This window comes from Bifidobacterium sp. ESL0704, assembly GCF_029392075.1.
Taxonomy (GTDB): domain Bacteria; phylum Actinomycetota; class Actinomycetes; order Actinomycetales; family Bifidobacteriaceae; genus Bifidobacterium.
In genome coordinates this window covers 1,360,947-1,382,527 of record NZ_CP113929.1, presented here as the reverse complement: position 1 = coordinate 1,382,527, position 21,581 = coordinate 1,360,947, and the positions used below count along the sequence as shown (strand labels likewise).

Genomic DNA, 21,581 nt, shown 5'->3' with positions numbered 1-21,581 from the left:
TCATCAGTCTTTATTCGTCTCGGTCTGGGCGACGTTGAAGCTTTCGACGGTTGCGCCATCGTCAGTGTTGTCTGTATCAGCGGCAACCGGAGCCTCGTCTGCAGTGCTGAGAGACGGCATCTGGAAATCATCGGGATTTTCGGAGGATTCGCCTTCTTCAGCGTCCTCGTTGCCATCCTCGGAATCCTCGTCTGCCTCTTCCCAGTTGGTGGTGACGTCAAGGGTTTCGGCATTTTCCGTATTCTTGTCGGAAATCATTTGCGCCACGATGACGACGATGGAGACGATGGCCGCGGCGAGGATCGGGCAGATCCAGAAGATCCAGAGCTGCTTCAGCGGGCTGGTCGTGAGACCGGCGTTGTTAGCAAAAATCGCGATGCCGGTGGCACGGGCAGGATTCAGCGAGGAACCGGTAAGCGGGTAGGTGAAGGTGACGCCGAGCGCGTAGGCGATGCCCATCATCGCCGGAGCATTCTTCGAGGCATGACCCTGATCGTCAATGGCTTGCAACGAAGCGGCTACGACGATGATCGTGGCGATGACCTCGGCGATGACCGCAAAGAGGATGCCGAAGCTTACGCCGGCCTGCTGCAGCTGTGCGGATGAAATGGATCCCTGATCATAGCCGTTGACGACATTGGCGAACCACATCTTGGCCGGAGCGGCCTTGGAGGTCGGAATGACCAGCTTGATGACGCCACCGGCCGCAATGGCGCCGATGACCTGGGCGATGATATAGCAGATACCGTTTACGATGCCTGTTTTGCTGATCAGCATCGCCGTCAAGGTTACCGCAGGGTTGAACTGGCCGCCTGAGAACTTACCGAAGATGAAGGTCATGGCAGCGTAGGCGAGACCGGTGGTGGCAGCTATAAGAATCGCACTGGGGCCATAAAGTGATGGGCTGAGTGCGGAAACGAGATAGATAGCCACAAAAATGAGGAAGCTGCCGACGAGCTCGCCGCAAATCCCTGAAATTGAAATGGCACTTGCGGACGTATGTTCCGTTTGCTGTGCTGTTTGTTCCGTCATCTACATATCCTTTTTTATTTATAAATTGACGTTGACTCCAAACAATATGATATGTCAGCAAGAGGACGATGCATACTGTATACTGGTATCCCGTAGTGTTCCGGTGGTGATGCATCACGCGGACATGCAATCGATACAGTACGCGACGAACCGGCGGTCTGCCGTTTCGCAAGGCCACGTTGGGAGAACGATGCCACACGCATATTCACACGCCGAAAAGGCGCATCACGATAATTACGATGAAGGGATTCGCCTTCAAAAACTCTTGGCGCAGGCAGGTTTCGGCTCAAGGCGCAAGTGCGAGGAAATCATTACCGAAGGCCGGGTCGAGGTCGATGGTGAACTGGTGACCGAACTCGGCACCCGTGTCGATCCTTCGAGCCAGCAGATTCGCGTTGACGGCTCGAGAATCAGGCTGAACAATCGGCACATCACCTTGGCGTTGAACAAGCCGAAGAAGGTGCTTTCGACCATGGACGATCCGAAGGGACGCTTTACGCTTCGTGACATCGTCGGCGACAAGTACGAGCGCATTTTCCATATGGGGCGTCTCGATTATGAAACCGAAGGCCTCATCCTGATGACCAATGACGGCGAGCTCAGCCAACACGTCATGCATCCGCGTTATGAGGTCAAGAAAACGTACGTCGCCACGCTGGACGGACGCATCAGCGGCAACATCTGCCGCCGTCTGGTGACCCAAGGCGTCAATCTGGATGACGGGCTCATCAGGCTGGACCACTGCGCCATCATCGATTCCTCACGTGACTCCACCATCGTCAAGGTCGTGTTGCATTCGGGCAAGAACCGTATTGTCCGCCGTATCTTCGGCGCCGTCGGTTTCCCAGTGCGCAGGCTGGTGCGTACGCAAATCGGGCCTATCAAGCTGGGCGATCTCAAGCCGGGCTCCTACCGCGTGCTTTCGCAGACGGAAGTCCGCTCGCTTTCCAAGGAGGTAGGGCTGTGATCCGAGTAGCCATCGACGGGCCTGCGGGAGTGGGCAAATCCTCGACTTCCAAGGCATTGGCCAAATATTTCGGCTATGCGTACCTCGACACCGGCTCCATGTTCCGCGCTGCGGCTTGGTGGTGCCTGAAGCAGGGTGCTGATTTGGAAGCGCAGAGTGTCGACGAGCAGGCCATCACCGAAATGGTGGGGGACCTGTTCACCGGTGACCATTTCGATATCGGCGTCGATCCCGACGATTCGAAGGTCTTGGTTGACGGAGAGGATATCAGCGAGGCGATTCGCGATTCGAATGTTTCGTCGCATGTCTCCAAAGTCTCGAATATCATTCCGGTCCGGCACTTGCTGATCGCCGCGGAACGTGCTTATATCAACCGCGAAGCCTCCCTCGACTCCTTCTCGAAGGGTGCCGGAATCGTCGCCGAAGGACGCGATATCACGACCGTTGTCGCGCCGAACGCGGAAGTGCGGGTGCTGTTGACCGCACGCCCTGAAGTCCGTCAGGCCCGGCGCACCGGGCAGTCCGCGTCGCAGGCGGGTGTCGGCGCCGATAACGTCATTGCGCGTGACAAGGCCGACTCCAAGGTCACCAGCTTCCTCGAGGCCGCCGACGGTGTGACGACCGTCGACAATTCCGACCTGACGTTCGAAGAAACGCTTGACCGACTGATTTCTCTGGTTGACGCAGCGGCCGAAGAGCAGGCCTACAAACAGTATGCCGCGAATCTTGAGGGTTACGACCTTGACGAGGAAGACGAAGCTCTGCTCGCCGGCGAAACCGGCGGTGAGGATCTGTCAGCCAAGCAGAAGGCCGTCGGCGTTCTCGCTGTGGTCGGTCGACCGAACGTCGGCAAATCGACGCTGGTCAACCGTATTCTCGGCCGTCGTGCCGCGGTAGTCGAGGACACTCCCGGCGTGACCCGCGATCGTGTCAGCTACGACGCCGAATGGGCAGGAACCGATTTCAAACTGGTCGATACCGGCGGCTGGGAGGCCGACGTCGAAGGCATCGAATCAGCCATCGCCTCACAGGCTCAGGTGGCGGTCGGGCTTTCCGATGCCGTTGTTCTGGTGGTCGACGGCCAGGTCGGCATCACCGCCACCGATGAGCGCATCGTCAAGATGCTTCGCGAAAGCGGCAAGCCGGTGGTATTGGCCGTCAACAAGATCGATGACGGTGCCAACGAATATCTGACCGCCGATTTCTGGAAGCTCGGGCTGGGCGAACCCTACGGGGTTTCCGCCATGCACGGCAGGGGAGTGGGAGACCTGCTCGACGTGGCGGTGGATACGCTGGCCAAAGCCAAGAAGACCTCGGGTTTCCTCACGCCGACCGACCTGCGTCGTGTGGCGCTGATCGGCAAGCCGAACGTCGGCAAATCCTCGCTTTTGAACGAGCTGGCGCACGAGGAACGCAGTGTGGTCAACGACTTGGCAGGAACCACACGAGATCCGGTCGACGAAATCATTCGAATCGGCGACGAGGACTGGCTGTTCATCGACACAGCCGGCATCAAGCGCCGTCTGCACAAGCTTTCCGGAGCCGAATACTATTCGTCGCTGCGTACGCAGGCCGCCATCGAACGCGCCGAGCTTGCGCTGGTCCTGTTCGACGCCTCGCAGCCGATTTCCGACCAGGACCTCAAGGTGATGAGCCAGGCCGTCGACGCCGGACGAGCCGTCGTGCTGGTGTTCAACAAGTGGGATCTGATGGACGAATTCGACCGGCAGCGTCTCGAACGCCTATGGCAGACCGAGTTCGATCAGGTCACGTGGGCGCAGCGAGTCAACCTTTCCGCCAAGACCGGGTGGCACACCAACCGTCTGCTGGCGGCGATGAACACGGCTTTGGACTCTTGGGACAAGCGCATACCGACCGGCAAGCTCAACTCGTTCCTCGGTCGCATCCAATCCGCCCATCCGCACCCGTTGCGCGGTGGCAAGCAGCCGCGGATTTTGTTCGCCACGCAGGCGTCGACGCGCCCGCCGCGCTTCGTCATCTTCGCCACAGGCTTCCTTGAGCACGGCTACCGCCGTTACATCGAACGCCAGCTGCGTGAGGAATTCGGCTTCGAAGGCACCCCGATCCAGATCTCGGTGCACATCCGCGAGCGCAAGTCGAAGAAGAAATAACGGATATATACGTTAGCGAACGTTAGGAATGTGGGTCGAGGATTTGTTTTCATCTTTCGGCCCACATTGATTTTGCGCCACGCCGATAGTAGTGCCAATGTCGCATTTGTGCTAGACTTTCTTCTTGGTGCTTTGCACTGTTCGGGTCGTAGCGCAGTTTGGTAGCGCACTTGACTGGGGGTCAAGGGGTCGCGGGTTCAAATCCCGCCGACCCGACGAGAAAAGCCTGAAATTCCAATGTTTTCAAGACATCGGGATTTCAGGCTTTTTCTTTTTTCAGACACGATTAGACACGATGACCGCAGACCTTCGTCGTTTTCGACACCTATAGCGGGTACCTATAATAGTTGAGTAAATAAATGCTTACGTCTTATTTTGCCTAGATTATGATTCTATGGAACGTTTGGCTTCGCCGTGGCGTTGGTTGCTGATCACAGCCTTATCTTTAAATATTTTTCTGGTCATAGTACCGTGCAACAGCAAACTGGAAGATAAGATACATCTTTGTTTATCGGAGCCCTAGCGCTTTTGAGTTTCGATTACTGAGTAAAGTAATATCAAGTTATGACTAAAAGTGAATCTGATTTGCTGAGCAACTTAAGTTTGCGTCGTTTTACGACGGCCCATGCTCTGTTATTGTATGAATTAATAATTACATTACTACTATATTATTTGGCAATAATACTGATAGCGTTGTCGCTTTTTAGCAATATGGCGACAATTGATTGTATATTGAAGTTGATTTGGCATAATCTTGGGTTGACATCGGTTGTTGTTGTTTTTATATTAATGATTCCTGTAGTTGTTTGCAGTTTTAGAAACGTTGGAACAAGAAAGAAAATCGTTGAAATTACTGATGTTTGTGTCCGTACTTTCTTTTGGTGTTTTGTTCTTCTTTTTGCTTTTATGATCGGATTGTTCATTTGCATTCTATTAGTAATTGCAGGTAAAAATCTGCCTTCTGCGATAGACAGTTTTTTCGGGAATTTTGGTCTTGTTGCATCGCCAGTATTCATGATTTTGGCTGCTCTGTTTTTTTGTGTTATTCCCATGGCAAAGGATGATGGGAGTGGAATTTCCAGCATGTCGTGGATGCTGCACTTCTTTTATTGGCTAATGGGATTCACTGCATTTATCATGATTGCAGCGAATGAAGAATCATTGCGTGGTGCGTCAGAGCAAGAATGGGTTTGTCGTGATTTTCATCCTTTAACACATAGGTTTGCTCCATCTTGCACGGCTTATGATAGATCAGATGCTGCATCAGCATTAGTGTTTCTTGTACTCGGATTATTTGCAATGACGCTTGTAGAGACGAGTGCTTTAATAATTGCTTATTATTACCAATTCCACCGAAGAGAGGAAATTACTCCGAATCTGGTCTATCGGACTATTACATACCCTATTTGTGGAGTCATTTTTTTCGTCTTTATTTTGTTAGCATTTGGCACCTTTAAAGTGAGGATTACTGATGCGGGTATCAGCAGTGGTCTATCTACTTTTATTGTATTGTTATCAATTACATATTTGCAAAAAATAATTGAGTGGTATACAGCCAGCGACTCAACAGCTGCAAACAAATCGGAGATTTAGGTTTCTGCCTGAAGAATGCATACTAATCTTTAGAGCGGTATTTTGAGCAATAAATGTATTCTGAAAAGAATTCACAATTGAACTGAGGCGTTTGTTTGGAAAAGTTTCGTTAAATGATATTAAAGTTAGCATCTGTATAGGAGAGAGGATGACGGTGTCGATGACGGCAAGTCCCACTGACCTCGGCCCTTCTGGCGGGCATCGGGCATGTCGTAGAGTCCCATGTCTTCGGATTGGCCGCGTAGATCGTCTACTGCTGCCCTCGCCGTTGTACCGGTAGGGATGGCGTCGGCGTCGAGCATGCGCTGCACGGTCTTGCGCGAGATCCCGAGGATCCGCGCCGCCCTCACCCGTGCCGATGGTACGGCTGGTGTCGGAGGCCTCCTTGGCCGCCTCCAGCGCCGCCTGGAACGCGTTCCAGGCCAGCTGGTAGGTTTCCCGTCGCCTTGGAGGATGTATGGCGTGTCTGACCGTACCGGCCGAGCCTTGATGACAGCCATGCTCATGGCAACTGCTTCCATCTGTAAATGTCTAATATGACCAATAATAAAATAGTCGCGTCAGATAGGCTTAGATCGGTTCATGTTTAATCTGCAGAGATGTTAAAAACGGACCGGGATTGCATCCGTCTAGATTGTCGTACATTGAAAAACGGAAAATCTTAGGAGAATAATGAAGCAAATGTTGGTTTCGAAATCATCCTGATATGATGACCGTGGATTTTCAATGATCGGATCAGTAGTTTTAGAATAATCTGTTCGTTTCTGTTCCTGTATCGGAGCATTAAATAATTGAATTTGTACAAAACATAATTCGAGAGATAACTCGATATACTTTGGCTGACAAGAATGCATCATTTGTTTTGAAATGTAGACGAATGCTTTGTGTTGTCCGGGTTCTCCCATGTTTCGTCGCTACTGGTCTTCCCTGTCATGGGACCGGAAAGTTTGTTAAGGATATGATCTTCAAACCACTCGGTAAAAGAATCCTTGGTGACAGTAGTAAACCGAATTAGGGCATATCCGGAATCCTTTCCTTTGGTCCCGACCCTTCCATCCATTTTGTCATATCCAAGGTATGCACCACTGTATGTAAAGGCCTCATCGCTGAGAGGGAGACCACCAGTACTGTAGGTATGTTTATTTGTGTAGTATTTTGCTGAGAGAACCTTGATACGGAATCGATGGTTGCCTCGTATCACGATGTTGTCCCAGATCTTTTCGGGTTGTGTATTGCTTCCTGAAAGAGCCGCATTGACTTCCATATAGTTTCTATAAGAGTCCTTATGGCTTAGCAAATTGATTGCCAGTTTCACGTTCTCGGCGTCGAGGTTAAGGTTATCGGCAGATGCGTTCCGCACGTATGCACGTATCGCATAGGTTTTGCCTTTCCTTATCTCCGCTACATCACTCCAGGATGCTGACTTGCGGTCTTCTCGTACCCTCAAAAAATTACGTTCGTCGCCCCATCCCGGATTGTCTGTTATCGAGTCCAAGGTCGGATAGGGAGCAGGGTGTTCCATAGTAAAGGTTTCCCGCATGGGCCCCCATGCAAAGGCAGATGGCGGGAATCCCAGCGTTATTGCTACGGCACATAGCAAACTTGAACAGTCAATGAAGAACTCGTAGAATTGTCTCTTCTTCCACATGCTTTCCTCCTCCTTGTTTGTGTACCTGACCTGTACAGGAATTCCCCTTGAAAACAGCATGCGTTGTCAGGAATCTACGCCGTCCACTCTATTCTCTTCTTCAAGAACTTGTTTTTCCCTGATTAATATATGCGTCTCGTAGACGTCTTTGATTTGGGTGAATACAAGCAAGCCCATGATAGTTGAACGGAACATATCCATGAAGTTCTTGAACGAATCAGCCGGAAACACTATCGACAGCAGCATGAATGTAAACAGCATGATCGGGTATATGCGCAATTGCTGAATTTTCTTAAAGACCTCCACATCAAAAACATACTGCTTGGCGTTCATCGTTTGCCACCTCACGACAAAACCAGCGAGTACAAAAATAAGGAGTTCCATTCCTAAGGTGCCGTATGCCGTCTTATAACGAACATAGTCGAAGCCGATAAACACAAATAAGATTAAGGAAACCAGTATCTGGCAGACATAAAGCATGACCGTCACATTTATTTCATGTTGAGCCGATTTCTTCTTTGCTTTTATATTCTTGTCAGCGTTTTTTCTTGTAAATACTTCTTTGATGTGTATTTGAGTTTTCTTCATTTTCTCTCCTAATTTTGGCTGGTCGGGCAATCTGCCGTCGTCCAGTCCGGCGCCTTATCGAGCTTGATGGTACCGTTGTCATGGGTCATGGCCCCTGAGAGCTTGTCAAGCATGTTGTCTTCCATCCAAGCGGTGATAGGATCCTTCATAACAGGAACAAACTTGACCAAAACATATCCGCTATCCTTATAGCTGGTTCCTATGGTGCCGTCCATTTTGTCGTACCCGAGTAAACTGCCGGTCGAGAACAGGCTGTCGCCCAGAGGGAAGCCTGAAGTGTCTTCAGTGCGATAATTGTTGTAATAGTTCGCGGAAAGAATTTTTACATGGAACTTACGGTTACTGCGCAAAACAATATTGTCCCATATTTCCGATGGTTTGGTATTCGAGCCACATAGATAAGCATTGATATCAAATGCTCTACCCCAAGTTGTAGCACGGGTCGGCATGTTAATCATTGCCCTAACTTCGTTAGCAGCAAGATTCAGATTGTCGGCGGAAGCGTTACGTACATAAACCCGAGCAAAATACTCTTTATCTTGCTGCATTATTGCAGTGTCACTCCAACCCTTTTGTCCAGCTTCGCTAACTCTGAAAAAATTTAGTTCGTCACCTACATCAGGATTATCTGTAATGGAATCCAGTGTGGGATACGTGGCTGGATGCTTCATGGTGAAAGTTTCACGATTCGGGCCCCAGGCGAATGCCAGTGTGGGTTGTAATAATATTGTCGCCACGCAAAACATACTTAAACCTGATATTAAAGTATTATGGATACTTTTCTTCTTCATTATTTCCTCTTTTCAGAAAACCGCCTTTGGCCTCACCTCTTTATTGCTAATCGTACCAGAACTCCATTGCAAAACGACAAAACCGAGTCTATTTTTGTTCATTCACAAACAAAATAATTGCTGAAGAAGAAGCTGGGCATTTCTACAAGTCACAGACTGTTCATCGTACTGTCCAAAGAAACCTCTTTTGAATAGGCAATATTTGAACCCGTTTTGCACGAAAAAGTTTTGCGTCACACTATTACGTTTTCAATTCAGACACGATTCAGACACGGTGACCTCCGTCATTAGCCGTCACCAACCGTCGGTATCGTTTTTAAAATCGTCCCGATTCCCGTTGCGATTCCTGTGTTACCGGCAGTTTCCGGCACTGTCCGTTACCAGCCGTTTCAACCGTCAATCCAGCAAGGGGTCGCGGGTTCAAATCCTGCCGACCCGACGAGAAAAGCCTGAAATTCCAACGTTTTCAAGACATGGAAATTTCAGGCTTTTTCGGTTTCAGACACGATGACCGCAGACCTCGAGAATATCGAGCTGCGGTCATCGTGTGAATGCTACTGTGAGTGAGGTCCTTGAGCTATTGCGTTACCTTTTGTGTGCTCGGCTGTGCGATTGGAATATGAGTCCATGTTTAGACTCGTGACTTGCGCAGTATGGGGGTCATCGCCAAGGAGATGACCCCGGCTACGGCCGCGGCGGCGAGACATTTGCCAAAGCCGGTGATGAGATCGGTGCCCAGCAGGAGTCCGAAGACAGCCACGCCGATGGCCGAGCCGAGCTGCCGCGCGGTGTTGAAGCCGCTGCTGGCCGCGCCTTGCAGCTCGCGGGGCATGGTGGTCAGGGATTGCCCGGTCATGATGGGCACGAGTATGCCGGCGGCAAGACCCGAGGGAATCAGCGAGATGACCATGCCTGGCAATGATCCGGCGACTCCGGTCCATCCCAGGGCGAGCAACGCCACGATGAAGACGACCTGCGCAATGGCCAGGATGCGGATGGTCCCGAAGCGGTCGGAGAGCCAAGCGGTCAACAGGTTGGAGACGAGGACGGCCGCCGTCAAGGGGAGGAAGAGCAGGCTGGACTGGAACGCCGTCATGCCGCGGCCCTGCTGGAGCATGAGTCCCATGGCGAACATGAGCCCGAAGAACGAGAAGTTGAACAGCGCACCTTGCAGCAGCGTGGTGCGGTAGACGCGGTCGGAGAACACGGCCAGGGGCAGCACCGGCGTCTCGCTGCGACGTTCGACCATGATGAAGGCCACGATGGCGAGTATGGCGATGACCGCCGCCACATAGACGTCCGGCCCGTTGTCCTTTCCGGCTTCGATCAGCGTATAGACGAGACCCGCGATGGCGATGGCCGCGGTCAACAGGCCTGGCATGTCGACATGTCCGCGTTTGCGAACGGTGCGGGGGATGGCCACCCATCCCCATATCAGAGCAACCGCGCAAAGAACGGTGTTGAACCAGAAGACGCCACGCCAGTTGGCAAGTTGAGTGAACAGGCCACTCAGCAGAGGTCCGGCGGACATGCCGACCGATCCCGCCGCGGCCCACCATCCCACCCTGACGGTATGTGCCTTGCCGGCGACTCCCGTGGTGATGAGCACCAGCGAGCTTGGCATCAGCAGAGCCGCTCCCAGACCCATGACCAGAAGGGTGGCCACAAGGACTTCGACGTTGGGCGCGGCCGCGGCCGCGAAGGAGGAGAGCGCGAACAGTCCAGCGCCGAGACGGAACGAGCGTGAAGGTCCCCATGAGTCCACAAGGCCTCCAGCTCCGAGTAGTCCGGCCGCCAAAGTCAGTGTGTAGGCGTTCACCGTCCATTCGACCTGGGTGCGGGTGGCTCCGAAGGCCGCCGTAAGCGGCCCGGAGAGCACGTTCATATCGGTGCTTTGCACAAACACCAGAAGAGGCGCGACGATGGACAGGATGAGAACGGGTAGTGTGCCCGGTGATTTTGATTGTTTGATAACCATGAAACTGGAGTGTAGCAGATATATTCGATGTTCGTCAAACTATCGAATGTCTGGTATCATATAAACCATGAGACAGAATCCCGCACCGCCGGCAACACTCGACCTAGCCGTCGTTCTTCATGCTTTGGCGGATCCAGTGCGTCTTGCTGTGGTCAGTCAGATCGCATCCGCTCCTGATGACGTCGCCTGCGGGTCTTTTGATGTTCCGGTCACCAAAAGCACACTCAGCCACCATTTCAAGATTCTTCGCGAAGCCGGTGTCATCGAGACTCGCCGCGACGGTATCAGGTCATTGAACACCCTACGTCGTGCGGCGCTCGACAAGGCGTTTCCCGGCCTTCTTGACGCCATTCTCGCCGCGCAGGACAAAACGCATTGATTGAAAAGCAGTCATTGAGGGGTTATAGGCCAAAAGTGTTGTTTTAGACTCGGTTTTTCTGGTCGGTGGCGTCGGGGTATCTGGTGGTGGTATGGAATTCGTCCCATTCGATGCCTGTGCCGGCTTGCGGCTCGTCGCCGGTCGCCGTCTCGTTTCGTATGTCCGCCTTTCCGTCCGTTCGGCCCTCTGCCTGGAGTGCTCGAGATACGCGTCGAGGACCGTCCCGGTGTCGGGGTGTCCGCTTCTCATGTAGCATTTCCATTCGCAGGCGCGCATCATGTGTTGCCTGGGCATGTCGCGGTGGTCGTCGAGCACGCGTTTGACCGGCGAGTTGATCCCGCCCTCGAGCCGGTCGGTGTCGCGGGGCACCTCGCTGCCGGCGAGCAGTTTTGGATCGGTGTAGGGCGAACAGTCTGCCGTCCCGGGAGAGGCGTTTGAGCCTCTTGTAGCAGCGGCGGAGCCGCTCGTGTGTCCATCACCACTTCCTGCAAGCCGCGTGTGAGGGATCCTGTTTCGCCGTCGTTTTCTCATTGACCGTGTCCTTCCAGCGCTGGTACCAGGCGTTGAGGCCCTCGTCCCATCTCGTCGCGTCCTCCTCGTCATGCACTTTGAACAGCCGGGAAGACAGCTTTCTCAATTCCTTCGTGTGGCCTGGGTCCTGGGCTTGTGGGTGAGGTCGCGGTTGGTGTCGCGGTGCACGGACACCAGGCAGCGATGCAGCCGGGTGCACGGCCACTCGGCCGCGGCCGCCCGCTCCATGCCCTGCATCCCGTCGCTGACGAGCACGTCGGGGGCGGGCACCCCGCGGAAACAAAGCCCGGTACTCGACTATCGACTCGTGCACGCGCCGGCGGATCCGCACGACCAGGCTGCTGGTCCCGTCCATGAGCACCAGCAGGCACCGGCCGTTGACGTACGTGCCGCCCATCTCCAGGACATGACTCTTCGCCCCCGGGCATCGCGATGACGGGGGACCTTCCAGCACCACCGGCGGTCGCGGCGGAAGGAACGCCCTTCCTCCTCAAGCGTATGGCCGCCCAGCAGGCGCGCGACGAACGAGTCCAGCTGCCGCAGCATTACGCGCCGCCCCCCCTGGCGTCATGGAAGACGCCGTTGACCCGGCATTCCGGGCAGCGCCACCGCTGCACGCCCGCTTTTGTCTTTCCGTGCCGTATCATCTTGCCGCCGCAGCGCGGGCACCGTTTCGCCTGCCTCGATCTCGTCCTCATGACCCAAGAATCGGCCCGATGGCGCCTTGGCTTTTCGGAAACGAAAAAAGAACGGCATGAAACGCATACTCCCGCAAGGCCGAACCCGGATCATAAACAACACTTTTTAGCCGATAACTCGAAAAATCGTGTCTGAATCATTCCAATACACGATTTCAGACGCGATTTTTCGTTGTCGAGGTTTTACCCAAAGCGACAGGCAGACGTCAGGCGGCTTTGAGTAGTTTTCTTCTATCCTGCCAGTTCGAGCGTCTTCGTCCTGGCGTCGTCAACGGCGTCGGCGAGTTCGTTGAGCCGTTCCGGCCACAGGCCGGCGTAGGTGTGCCTCAGAAAAACATTTCTATTCTGACAAATATTATGGCGATAGTAAAGGTTGCATTTCTGAGTCTGTATTTAAGACGAGTGCTACACAATTCCAGAGCCAATTAGAAGATGGTGTATAATTATCATCGACTTTGCTGCTTACATAGATTATGTTGCTTTCTAACTGGAAAGGTATGAAAGCAGTAAAGGACTTCGAAATTTTACATCTCTAAATGACTTTATACGAATCAAAAGCGATGATAGATATCTTGATTCCGATCCAGCCGAGAGCACAATTGCTGCGCATGCCGTTCAACTTTGGTTTTGAATGAAAATCTGTTTCACGAAATGGATTACTTCCTTTGCATTTGTGAAGCATTTTTCATGTTGGTCAGTTTCGTTTTGCTCGGATGTATTTTGGCAAATTACCCAAATTTCAGGAAACTTATGCCCCTGAGAAGGGTATTTGTCTTTGTATATCCGGCCAATGCCGACTTTCAGATTTTCGTTTTCAAGAATGACATAAGGTGGTATTGAGTCATAATCCCAGTCAGGATATAGGCGTCCTCTCATTTCCTGTGGGTAGCAGACCACTCCAGGAACTTCAGAGGCGATTATCGCACCGATGGCGCATGAAACGAGTTCTTTATTAAGGCTTTTGAGCTGTGTATTCGTTATTCTGGGCAAATAACAAATACCATCTTCAACTCTAAACTGTTTTAATGTACCAAAGTAATTGCCAGACCAAAGTTCTGGATATTTGATGAGCCATTGAGCCCACCAATCATCCCTTTCGCCATCTGTCCATCGATATGCCGCGATGATATCGTTCAGTACTTTAATCGCTTGACTGGTGGATGGATGATCACAGTTGAGGAGTCGAGCGATAATATCGTCGAATAGGTCGCGCATGAGATATTCTTTGTTTCTGACTTCATGTTTCCTATAGTTGTCTTTGCTCCGTAACAAGGCTTTCCAACTGATTGATCTGGTGAAACTGCTTGCCCGAGTAAGGTAGGACGATACAGTGCCTTCATGTAATGAATAATCTCCCTTGGTAAGCAATGCTCGGTGCAACGAGATGGATAGTTCATCTGGTTCTTTATCTGGGAACAGTGCAGCTGCAACTGAAACATATTGATTAAATTTGTCAAGTTTCTCGGGGTCATCAAGCGCGGTGTGCCTTGTATCTTTATTGATGTCAACAAAATCGAAGAGGAAGCCGATCTTACCCTTAAAATATTTGATTTCTTCGGCACTTTCAATGGCTTTAGCCCAGTCATTATTGTTGACGATAAGCCACGATTTCAATTCCTCTTCTTCTATCTGGTCATGCGGATTAAAACCTTGGACATCAGGGAATCCGGCAAAATAAGCGGTAAGATTATCTGCATAGGATTGGAACAGTTCCACGGCCTTTACGGCTCTGGTATATTGTGCTGGCGAGTTGTAGCCTTGCCAGATTTGAGCTGCGTTGGAAAGGTGGGAGATGATGCGGTTCCATTGCTTCCATGATGTCTGATTTGGCTTCTCGCCAAGGTTATACATGCCATTGATGTATGCCATCGCTGACTCCAACCGCATACGGTCAGCATACTCCGTTTGTCTCGGTTTACTTATGCTTACTTGACGTGCGGCATTCACGATTCCGTCAATCGCGTCATCTTGTGAAATATAGTTTAGATAGTGTGAGAGGGTTTCCAACGTTTTGGCACACATAGTGTTCTGCCCTTCAGGCAGAATACATTCGTAATCAGCCAAGTGCCGATTCTCAATGTCCCCTTGATCCGGGATTTTCTTAGAAGATGCATCCACTTGCGAGGCTTCGACTTTTTCTGCCCAGCGGTTCCATAAACTCCAGTTTAGGAACCGCATGTAGTACGTATCATATAAGGCTGAAGGTTCGGCTGTCTCCTTGGCTGTATTCCAGAAGAAATCCATCCAAGGCCCATCGATTTTTTGGCAGAGCTTGAAATAGTCTTCCTCTGATACCAACTTCTTTGAGGCGTCTTCGAATTCAGCTTTGAAGTTGTCGAAGACGCTCAACTGCTTTCCTCGTGCGTTCATCTTGATATAGAGATCGTCACCGTTGCCTATGTCTTTGATATCCAACCACTCGAAGCGAATAGGACAATCAGACTCGGTAAGCAGTCTCCAGCTTCTGTATTCCGACAGTATAGGCCTTTCCTGTATTTCATCGAGCACAACGAGCGCCGAAATAATGGTCGGATCATAGGAAAAGTCCGGACGGAACCAGTGTTTTTCACGGATTAGTTGAGAAAGATGAGAGCATTCATTGCCGTCGGGATTTTGCATCCATTCCGCGATGTCGTCTATCGTTCTCTGCTGAGTGATGAGTTCGAAAAAATCTTTCGCCGTTTGTCTGGTGTCGTATGAAAAGCGGCTAAGCGTATCAGTAGCCTCAGTGATATTCACTTCTGGATGGGCGGCATGGACATGTACTAATGAGTTCCAATATATAAAGTAGAGCGTGGTAAGTCGTTGTTGCCCGTCCAAAGGTTTACATATAGGAACATCCCTGTCCTCAGGGTTGTCCTCAATTTCTCCGTATATAAAATTGAGGCTTAGACGTGTGTTGTCCTCGAGGTGTGTCGCTACTTCATCAAGTATTCCAGATCGTACGCTAGACGCGCTGGGCTGTCCGTATACATAGTCGCGTTGAATTGCTGGGATGCGGATGGCATGATACTGGATTAGTTGCCAAAAGCTAATAGATCGTCCATTGCGGAAGACATCTTCGTTCATTCCTTGTAGTCCTCCTTATTATTCTTAGTTCCGAAAAATGCTTTGAAAGTCGAGATAATGCCGTATGGGCCATGAAGATATTGCTCACGGTCTTGCGCGCTCCAAATGGAGAAATTATCTGGCGGATCAGAATAATACTTCAGAAAAACATTCTTAGTGCATGGAGGAACAAATTCAGTCTTGCGGTCAGCGGCTATAATCCAGCGGCGTTTCATAACGAAACTTGCATTCTGATATCCGCGGTTGATTGTAGCGGATAGCAAAGCCGTGTTGCTAATGTTGTTCTCATTCCCATCTATTAAGATAGACTGTAGTTGTGATCCGTTTTCTTCCCAAAAGTCATGACATTTTTCTTCGCTAAAATCGCTCTTTTTTACGAATTCTTTAATTATTTTTATCGCTGTTTGGTTCCGGGAGCCGCCTGTTTGGTTCCGGGAGCCGCCTGTTTGGTTCCGGGAGCCGCCTGTTTGGTTATGGGTCGCAGAATTGGTTGAAGTTGTAGCGATAAGTTTCTCTAAATCTTCAAAAAAATGTTGTCGGGATTTCGCAAAGTCAACATTGTCTTTTCCTGAATTTTTGCTGATTTCTTCATCCGTCGGTGGGCCGCCAGCCAACGCGTGAATATGCTCTATATCCCAATGTTCTTTCTTGTATAAATCGAAGGGGAAACGTGTTCTAGAACTTATCGTGTTATTTATAGTCAATAGGTTGAACAGCAACAGCACATTACGGATAATATCAGAATTTGAATTTTTGGAATCTCCGTATTCAAGTTCCTCGATGGGAGAGAGCCAATCATCACCTTCGATTTCAGGTGTTTGAGAAAAATGAAGCGTTCCTCGAATCTTTTCCTTAAGATAGTCAACCATCTCAGGTTTGTCGAGTTCAGCCAGTTGTTCATACAATTCGATGATTCTGCGGTTTTCCGTTCCTCGGCAGGCAACAAGATAGCCGATGAGATGGTAAAGATCATCGGTACGATACCAATATTCAAGATTTGCGAAAATAGTTTTGCAGCTATGCCACATCGTTCGTACAAACGACTCTTTTGAGTCAGAGCGGTTTGACTCGTTGTATACATAGTCGAATACGGTGTAGGGTCTGTCGGAGTATGTTATGGGGGCGGCCTTAGCCCAAATATCAAAAATCAGATCTATACGTGTTGGATAAGAGTTACGGTCATCGTTTATCAGAAAGTACCAGAATTCATCATTCTGCAGTCGCTGCTCGATATTATCCCACTCCAGGGCAACAGCAGTGGCTTCACGGCGATTGTTGATTTCTTGGTTGCTGAGTAACAATGCTTTGATAAGTTCTGCATTGGTCAGCGGAATTTTTCCCTCATTGATTTTTCGAAAAAGGTCAATCGGATCCGTTTTGGACGGCACTTCGTACCAAATAACAGTGACGTTTTTGACCACAGCATGCCAAAAGTTGCAAAGATCCATCTTGTTCTTATTGTGGTTCTGGACCCAAGTGCTAATACAATCGAAGGCATTTGACATAAAATAGAAATCCGGATTGTCCTGTTTCAGTTGCTTTCGTGTCGCGCCGTCAGTGTTCAGTGATTGTAAAAATTCCTGACTTTGACTTCTTGTGACATATTGAAGCGTGTATTTTGCGCCGCGATTTGTGGGATCACAGTATTGCCCCAGGATGTACAGCGTGGTGAGCCGTTGCTGTCCGTCAATGACCTCGTAGGTCTCATCGTCGATTCGGCGAACAGCTATGGGTTGCAAGCAATATCGTTGATCACTGCCTTTGAAATATTGACTCAGATCATCCATGAGCGCAAATATTTCCGATTTGGCCCAACGATATCCTCTCTGGTAACTAGGCACCACAAAATGATAGGCGTGTCCCTCATTGCCGTAGTTTAAATCCTGTATGGACTTCATACAGATTTTATCTGATGACTGCTCTGTCATAGTTTCCCTTCCCGAAACCTCCCATAGATATTGATGCAAATTATAAAGAATGGCTTGTACGGACTACGTTTTGGAGTAGAGTAGTGAATCTGTATACCTAATATCCGACATATTCTGAAAATCAATGTGTTTCGAACCGTCGAGACTGAGAAAATCCATCCTTTGTAAAAGTCTTTTATCGCCTGTAACTGTTTAGGAAGGAGTACAGCAGATGATAGAATTGCCTGACACCATCCAGTATAATTATCTGATTCGTCTCTTAAAGATATGGTGAATTAGCGCCAGGTTATTTACAACAGCAGATGAATAGTTTAGGCTTCCTGAAAGTTAATCTGTAATTATCCAATTCCTTTTATCGGTGATTTTTAAGTCGTTTAGTGGATGTTGAAAGCCTAGCGTTCCGTAGTCCTTGATATTGTTCGCGTATTGTGCGGGGCGGGTGTTTCTTGCGTTGTACCATGCGGTGTATCGTGTCGGTGACGGTTTCCGGGTTGTTGTCGTAGAGGCCCATGTCTTCGGCCTGGTCGCGCAGGTCGTCCAGCGCGGTCCTCCGCTCGGATTGCATGGTCTCGGCGTAGCTGATGACGTCGGCCTGGCGCATCATGCGGTTGCCTCCTTCGCCGTTGCGCCGGTAGGGGATGGCGTCGGCGTCAAGCATGCGCTGCACGGTCTTGCGCGATACCCCGAGGATCCGCGCCGCCTCGCCTGTGCCGATGGTACGGCTCGCGTCGGAGACCTCCCGGTCAGCTTCCATCGCCGCACCGAGCACGTTCTTGTTCAGTCGGTAGGTCTTCCCGTCGCCCTGCAGGACGTACGGCGCGTCTGACCGGACCGGTCACGCTTCAATGACGGCCATGCTCATGACAGCTCCTTCCCCTAACGGTTCGACAGGGCTCAAGTCATCGCGCCAATAGTTGGTCAAGGTCCTTGACGATTCGTGCGTTGCCGCCGGCTTCATGCATGTCGCGGCTCATCGTCTTGACACTGGCGGCGATTGCTTTGTCGGTCATGACTTTCATCGTGGCCTCACGCAGGGATTGCGCAGAAATCGACTGCTTGTCAAGGCTGACCCCCAAGCCCAGCTCCGCGACCCGCGCCGCGACCGTCGGCTGGTCATCCGCCATCGGCACCACTACCAGCGGCACTCCGTAATACAGCGCTTCGTTGACGCTGTTCATGCCGCCATGGGTCAGAAACACTGAGGCTCGGCGCAGCACGGAAAGCTGTTCCACCGATTCGTAGATATGGATATTGCCGGGGACCTCGCCCAGCTTGCCACGCTCGAAATGATGGCCGACGGAGAGGATGACAGTGACGTCTTTGCCGGCGAACGCGCCGACCACGGCACGGTAGAACGGCAGGAACGTATTGAAAATGGTGCCGAGCGAGGCATAGACGATCGGCTTGCCGGAATTGTGCGCCAAAACCTTGGCCAAGTCGTCGCTCGGCTTCTGGTCTTCTCTGCCATCCAGGGAAGGGCCGATGAACCGGTAGTGCTCCTGCGGGAAGGAATCGCCGTCGATCTGGAAGGAACGCGACGTGTAGGTGTAGGTGAGCGTCGGCGGGTTGTCGACCATCTCGCTGATGAAATCCTCGGTTTCCATCAACCCTCTGCGCCGTGTGCTCGATGACATCAGGCGCAGGAATCTCTTGCTGCGCAGCACCGACGTCAGATGAAGCCCTCTGCTGGCGCCGGCCAGCCGGTCGAGAATGTCGCGATTGTAGCAGAACGTCGAATACAGGCGAATCGAAGGAAGCTCCAGTGTATCCGCCAGCGCCTTACCCGAAACCAGCAGGCCCTCATACAGGAACGCGTCGAAACGCGACTTACGTCCCAGCCGCAACACCGTGTTGTCGGCTTTTTCAGGCGCCTGGATCGTACGTTCGAATCTGCCGGGATCGGCCGAATAACCGTCATATGGCACGAACGTCGCCCTGAGCGCCGAACCTGCCGCTTCCATCGCGGGTCGCAGACATAAGTGACATCCCACCCGTCGGCTACCAGCGCGCGAACCGTGCCCAGCGTAGGGTTGATATGCCCCTGATACGGCATGCACACCATCAGCAGCTTGCCGCGAACCTGCCGCCCGGACTCCGATGTGTTCATTTCTTTGGCAGACTCTTCCGACTCGTTCATGATGGCTCTCTTAGATTGGCTGACGCATCCGTCGTTTCCGATAATTCGTTATCGTAGCATTGCCGGGCAAGACGGTCTGCCATGGGCGTTCCACCGAAGGCTCAAAGCCGAATCGGGCGGCAAAGTTCTCGGCGTGGACGGTGTTGGAGGAACACGCGATGGCTTCCTCGAATGTCGTGTACCTCGAATGGGTTTTTGGAGCGGAATCGAAGCAAGATGCACTTGACACAATAAAACATGAAATGAACTTTGGGCGGGCGTATCGGAAGTATAAACCGAACATTTTTACTGTTCATTTACGTTTCAGAGCCTTGGTGCCCAGCGAGCTTTCAAAAAAGCTAGTACAGTTGAAAGCTATGTGTATCGGTTGCAGCTTCGGGCTCGACCGATGGAGCAAGAAGAAACACAACTACGAAAGAGGTGCGGTTTGGAAGACGCCTTCGAAGCTTCGGCGCAAAAGATGCGTGAGGCGCACATGAGCGATGTGGCTGTTGCACAATTCAAAAGGCTCTATGACGAGTGGCGGCACAACGATGCCAGCAGCTGGATTCGCGAGGATGACGTAGAACCTTTGCGCGATGTCCCAAGTTTCCACGATGTCTATAAGACCATCGACCATGACAAGGCTGTCCATGCTTTCGCCAAAACCGCGTTCCTCAAGCTCAATGGCGGGCTCGGCACCTCGATGGGGCTTGACAAGGCGAAGTCGTTGCTTCCGGTCCGTCGTCACAAGGCGCGGCCGATGCGTTTCATCGACATTATCATGGGTCAGGTGGTCACGGCCCGAAGGCGCCTCAACGTCCCGCTGCCATTGACTATGATGAACTCGTTCCGTACCTCCGCTGACACCATAGAGGCCCTTGAACAGAACAAGGATTTCCAACAGGAAGACATTCCTACGCAGATCGTGCAGCATCGGGAGCCAAAAATCGACGTAGCGACCGGCAAACCCGTGGAATTCTCGGAAAATCCGGAATTGGAATGGTGCCCGCCTGGCCACGGCGACTTGTTCTCCACCATCTGGGAATCCGGTCTCTTGGACATTCTGGCCGACAAGGGCTTTGAATACCTGTTCATATCCAATTCCGACAATCTGGGCGCGCGTCCCTCGCGTACCCTTGCCCAGTATTTCGAGAACACCGGTGCGCCGTTCATGGTAGAGGTGGCCAACCGCACCTATGCGGATCGCAAGGGCGGCCATCTCGTACGCGACAAAAAGTCCGGCCGTCTCGTCTTGCGCGAAATGACGCAGGTCCACCCCGATGACAGGGAGGCTGCGGAGGATATCGATCGCCACCCCTATTTCAATACGAACAGCATCTGGGTGCGCATCGATGTGCTGAAGGCCACGTTGGAACAGCATAACGGCGTTCTGCCCTTGCCGATCATCCGCAATTACAAAACCGTGGATCCCACCGATCCTGCCAGCACAAAAGTGGTACAGCTGGAAACCGCCATGGGCGCGGCAGTCGGCCTTTTCGACGGTGCGATTTGCGTGCAGGTCGACCGCATGCGCTTCCTGCCGGTGAAAACCACCGATGACCTGTTCATCATGCGTTCGGACCGGTTCCATCTGACCGATTCCTACGAAATGGAGGACGGCAACTACATTTTCCCCGACGTCACGCTGGATTCGCAATATTATCGCAATATCAAGGATTTCAATGACCGCTTCCCGTACGCCATCCCTTCGCTGGCGGCCGCCAATTCCGTGACCATCCACGGAGACTGGACCTTTGGCCACGATGTCGTCTTCTACGGTGATGCGGTCTTGGAGGATCAGGGCAAACCCAGCTACGTTCCCAATGGCGAATTCGTGGGTCCGCAGGGCATCGAACCGGACGAATGGCTTTGGTGATTGGCCACAAACGTCAAGAACCGCAATGTCGCAACCATGGCCTTGCGGTTCTTAGCTTGTGGGTTATTGATGTTCGACGCGAATGATCGGCAAACGCAATTATGAGCATGATGAACCAATCCCATAGTCTCGAAAAGCGCGGGGACACGCGTAAAAAACGTGATAAAAAGAATTAAATTTGCGAAATTCCGCAATTTACTAAAAAAAGCATCTAATATAGATAAGGGCGTGCGTCACAAGTCGCACGCTTTT

General features: G+C 51.5%; 17 protein-coding genes and 1 tRNA gene. 7 read left to right on the top strand and 11 right to left on the bottom strand.

The annotated features are described in order from the left end of the window. Positions 1 to 3 precede the first annotated feature (3 nt). Positions 4 to 1,032: an aquaporin gene (locus tag OZX64_RS04845; RefSeq protein ID WP_277171746.1), complete on the bottom strand. Its 1,029-nt coding sequence runs from the start codon at positions 1,030 to 1,032 to the stop codon at positions 4 to 6. Between the two features lie 190 nt (positions 1,033 to 1,222). On the opposite strand from OZX64_RS04845, the gene OZX64_RS04840 reads away from it, so the two are divergent. The 4 genes from OZX64_RS04840 (at position 1,223) to OZX64_RS04825 (ending at position 5,724) form a co-directional block, all read left to right on the top strand. Continuing rightward, a complete protein-coding gene (locus OZX64_RS04840) occupies positions 1,223 to 1,999 on the top strand; it encodes a pseudouridine synthase (RefSeq protein WP_277157352.1) in 777 nt (258 codons plus the stop codon). Further along, on the top strand, positions 1,996 to 4,131 hold the full coding sequence (gene der, locus OZX64_RS04835; RefSeq protein ID WP_277171744.1) for a bifunctional cytidylate kinase/GTPase Der: 2,136 nt from the start codon (positions 1,996 to 1,998) through the stop codon (positions 4,129 to 4,131). Before OZX64_RS04840 ends, der begins: the two co-directional genes overlap by 4 nt. A 142-nt stretch (positions 4,132 to 4,273) precedes the next feature. Further along, positions 4,274 to 4,347, top strand: a tRNA-Pro gene (locus OZX64_RS04830). Positions 4,348 to 4,695: 348 nt separating this feature from the next. Next, positions 4,696 to 5,724, top strand: a complete 1,029-nt coding sequence (locus OZX64_RS04825) for a hypothetical protein (protein WP_277171742.1) — start codon at positions 4,696 to 4,698, stop codon at positions 5,722 to 5,724. Between the two features lie 125 nt (positions 5,725 to 5,849). Here OZX64_RS04825 and OZX64_RS04820 read toward each other — a convergent pair whose 3' ends face one another. The 5 genes from OZX64_RS04820 to OZX64_RS04800 all read right to left on the bottom strand — a co-directional run bounded on the left by OZX64_RS04820 (position 5,850) and on the right by OZX64_RS04800 (position 10,729). After that, the gene (locus OZX64_RS04820; protein WP_277171740.1) at positions 5,850 to 6,074 is read right to left on the bottom strand and encodes a hypothetical protein; all 225 of its coding nucleotides are present in this window, start codon (positions 6,072 to 6,074) and stop codon (positions 5,850 to 5,852) included. 503 nt (positions 6,075 to 6,577) lie between these two features. Continuing rightward, positions 6,578 to 7,432: a hypothetical protein gene (locus OZX64_RS04815; RefSeq protein WP_277171738.1), complete on the bottom strand. Its 855-nt coding sequence runs from the start codon at positions 7,430 to 7,432 to the stop codon at positions 6,578 to 6,580. A gap of 6 nt (positions 7,433 to 7,438) precedes the next feature. Then, positions 7,439 to 7,960, bottom strand: a complete 522-nt coding sequence (locus OZX64_RS04810; RefSeq protein ID WP_277171737.1) for a hypothetical protein — start codon at positions 7,958 to 7,960, stop codon at positions 7,439 to 7,441. A gap of 8 nt (positions 7,961 to 7,968) precedes the next feature. Next, positions 7,969 to 8,751, bottom strand: a complete 783-nt coding sequence (locus OZX64_RS04805; protein WP_277171735.1) for a hypothetical protein — start codon at positions 8,749 to 8,751, stop codon at positions 7,969 to 7,971. Between the two features lie 631 nt (positions 8,752 to 9,382). Then, positions 9,383 to 10,729 carry an MFS transporter gene (locus OZX64_RS04800; RefSeq protein ID WP_277171733.1) on the bottom strand — a complete coding sequence of 449 codons (1,347 nt, stop codon included), beginning with the start codon at positions 10,727 to 10,729 and terminating at the stop codon, positions 9,383 to 9,385. Between the two features lie 67 nt (positions 10,730 to 10,796). Here OZX64_RS04800 and OZX64_RS04795 point away from each other — a divergent pair, with 67 nt between their 5' ends. Continuing rightward, positions 10,797 to 11,108, top strand: coding sequence for a helix-turn-helix domain-containing protein (locus tag OZX64_RS04795; RefSeq protein ID WP_277171731.1), 312 nt, complete (start codon positions 10,797 to 10,799; stop codon positions 11,106 to 11,108). A 475-nt stretch (positions 11,109 to 11,583) separates the two neighbouring features. On the opposite strand, the gene OZX64_RS04790 is transcribed toward OZX64_RS04795, so the two are convergent. Next, positions 11,584 to 11,745 (bottom strand): hypothetical protein, encoded by a 162-nt coding sequence (locus tag OZX64_RS04790; protein ID WP_277171729.1) that lies wholly within the window; start codon positions 11,743 to 11,745, stop codon positions 11,584 to 11,586. A gap of 326 nt (positions 11,746 to 12,071) precedes the next feature. Here OZX64_RS04790 and OZX64_RS04785 point away from each other — a divergent pair, with 326 nt between their 5' ends. Then, the gene (locus OZX64_RS04785; RefSeq protein WP_277171727.1) at positions 12,072 to 12,473 is read left to right on the top strand and encodes a hypothetical protein; all 402 of its coding nucleotides are present in this window, start codon (positions 12,072 to 12,074) and stop codon (positions 12,471 to 12,473) included. Between the two features lie 479 nt (positions 12,474 to 12,952). Here the strand turns inward: OZX64_RS04785 and OZX64_RS04780 are convergent, their stop codons facing one another. From OZX64_RS04780 to OZX64_RS04765, 4 genes are all read right to left on the bottom strand, one after another. Next, a complete protein-coding gene (locus OZX64_RS04780) occupies positions 12,953 to 15,406 on the bottom strand; it encodes a DUF262 domain-containing protein (RefSeq protein ID WP_277171725.1) in 2,454 nt (817 codons plus the stop codon). After that, positions 15,403 to 17,334, bottom strand: a complete 1,932-nt coding sequence (locus OZX64_RS04775) for a DUF262 domain-containing protein (protein WP_277171723.1) — start codon at positions 17,332 to 17,334, stop codon at positions 15,403 to 15,405. Before OZX64_RS04775 ends, OZX64_RS04780 begins: the two co-directional genes overlap by 4 nt. A 352-nt stretch (positions 17,335 to 17,686) precedes the next feature. Beyond that, positions 17,687 to 18,088, bottom strand: a complete 402-nt coding sequence (locus OZX64_RS04770; protein ID WP_277171720.1) for a helix-turn-helix domain-containing protein — start codon at positions 18,086 to 18,088, stop codon at positions 17,687 to 17,689. A 145-nt stretch (positions 18,089 to 18,233) separates the two neighbouring features. Beyond that, the gene (locus OZX64_RS04765) at positions 18,234 to 19,259 is read right to left on the bottom strand and encodes a nucleotide disphospho-sugar-binding domain-containing protein (protein WP_277171718.1); all 1,026 of its coding nucleotides are present in this window, start codon (positions 19,257 to 19,259) and stop codon (positions 18,234 to 18,236) included. A gap of 600 nt (positions 19,260 to 19,859) precedes the next feature. Here OZX64_RS04765 and OZX64_RS04760 point away from each other — a divergent pair. Then, on the top strand, positions 19,860 to 21,329 hold the full coding sequence (locus tag OZX64_RS04760; RefSeq protein ID WP_277171716.1) for a UTP--glucose-1-phosphate uridylyltransferase: 1,470 nt from the start codon (positions 19,860 to 19,862) through the stop codon (positions 21,327 to 21,329). Positions 21,330 to 21,581: the final 252 nt, after the last annotated feature.

What these genes read in the sequence shown, in the direction of transcription:
- OZX64_RS04805 (WP_277171735.1), bottom strand. Translation starts at nt 8,751, where the DNA reads ATGAAGAAGAAAAGTATCCATAATACTTTAATATCAGGTTTAAGTATG.
- OZX64_RS04780 (WP_277171725.1), bottom strand. Translation starts at nt 15,406, where the DNA reads ATGAACGAAGATGTCTTCCGCAATGGACGATCTATTAGCTTTTGGCAA.
- OZX64_RS04775 (WP_277171723.1), bottom strand. Translation starts at nt 17,334, where the DNA reads ATGACAGAGCAGTCATCAGATAAAATCTGTATGAAGTCCATACAGGAT.
- OZX64_RS04760 (WP_277171716.1), top strand. Translation starts at nt 19,860, where the DNA reads ATGGAGCAAGAAGAAACACAACTACGAAAGAGGTGCGGTTTGGAAGAC.
- OZX64_RS04810 (WP_277171737.1), bottom strand. Translation starts at nt 7,960, where the DNA reads ATGAAGAAAACTCAAATACACATCAAAGAAGTATTTACAAGAAAAAAC.
- OZX64_RS04770 (WP_277171720.1), bottom strand. Translation starts at nt 18,088, where the DNA reads ATGGAAGCTGACCGGGAGGTCTCCGACGCGAGCCGTACCATCGGCACA.
- OZX64_RS04840 (WP_277157352.1), top strand. Translation starts at nt 1,223, where the DNA reads ATGCCACACGCATATTCACACGCCGAAAAGGCGCATCACGATAATTAC.
- OZX64_RS04800 (WP_277171733.1), bottom strand. Translation starts at nt 10,729, where the DNA reads ATGGTTATCAAACAATCAAAATCACCGGGCACACTACCCGTTCTCATC.
- OZX64_RS04815 (WP_277171738.1), bottom strand. Translation starts at nt 7,432, where the DNA reads ATGCTGTTTTCAAGGGGAATTCCTGTACAGGTCAGGTACACAAACAAG.
- OZX64_RS04785 (WP_277171727.1), top strand. Translation starts at nt 12,072, where the DNA reads ATGACGGGGGACCTTCCAGCACCACCGGCGGTCGCGGCGGAAGGAACG.
- OZX64_RS04795 (WP_277171731.1), top strand. Translation starts at nt 10,797, where the DNA reads ATGAGACAGAATCCCGCACCGCCGGCAACACTCGACCTAGCCGTCGTT.
- OZX64_RS04845 (WP_277171746.1), bottom strand. Translation starts at nt 1,032, where the DNA reads ATGACGGAACAAACAGCACAGCAAACGGAACATACGTCCGCAAGTGCC.
- OZX64_RS04825 (WP_277171742.1), top strand. Translation starts at nt 4,696, where the DNA reads ATGACTAAAAGTGAATCTGATTTGCTGAGCAACTTAAGTTTGCGTCGT.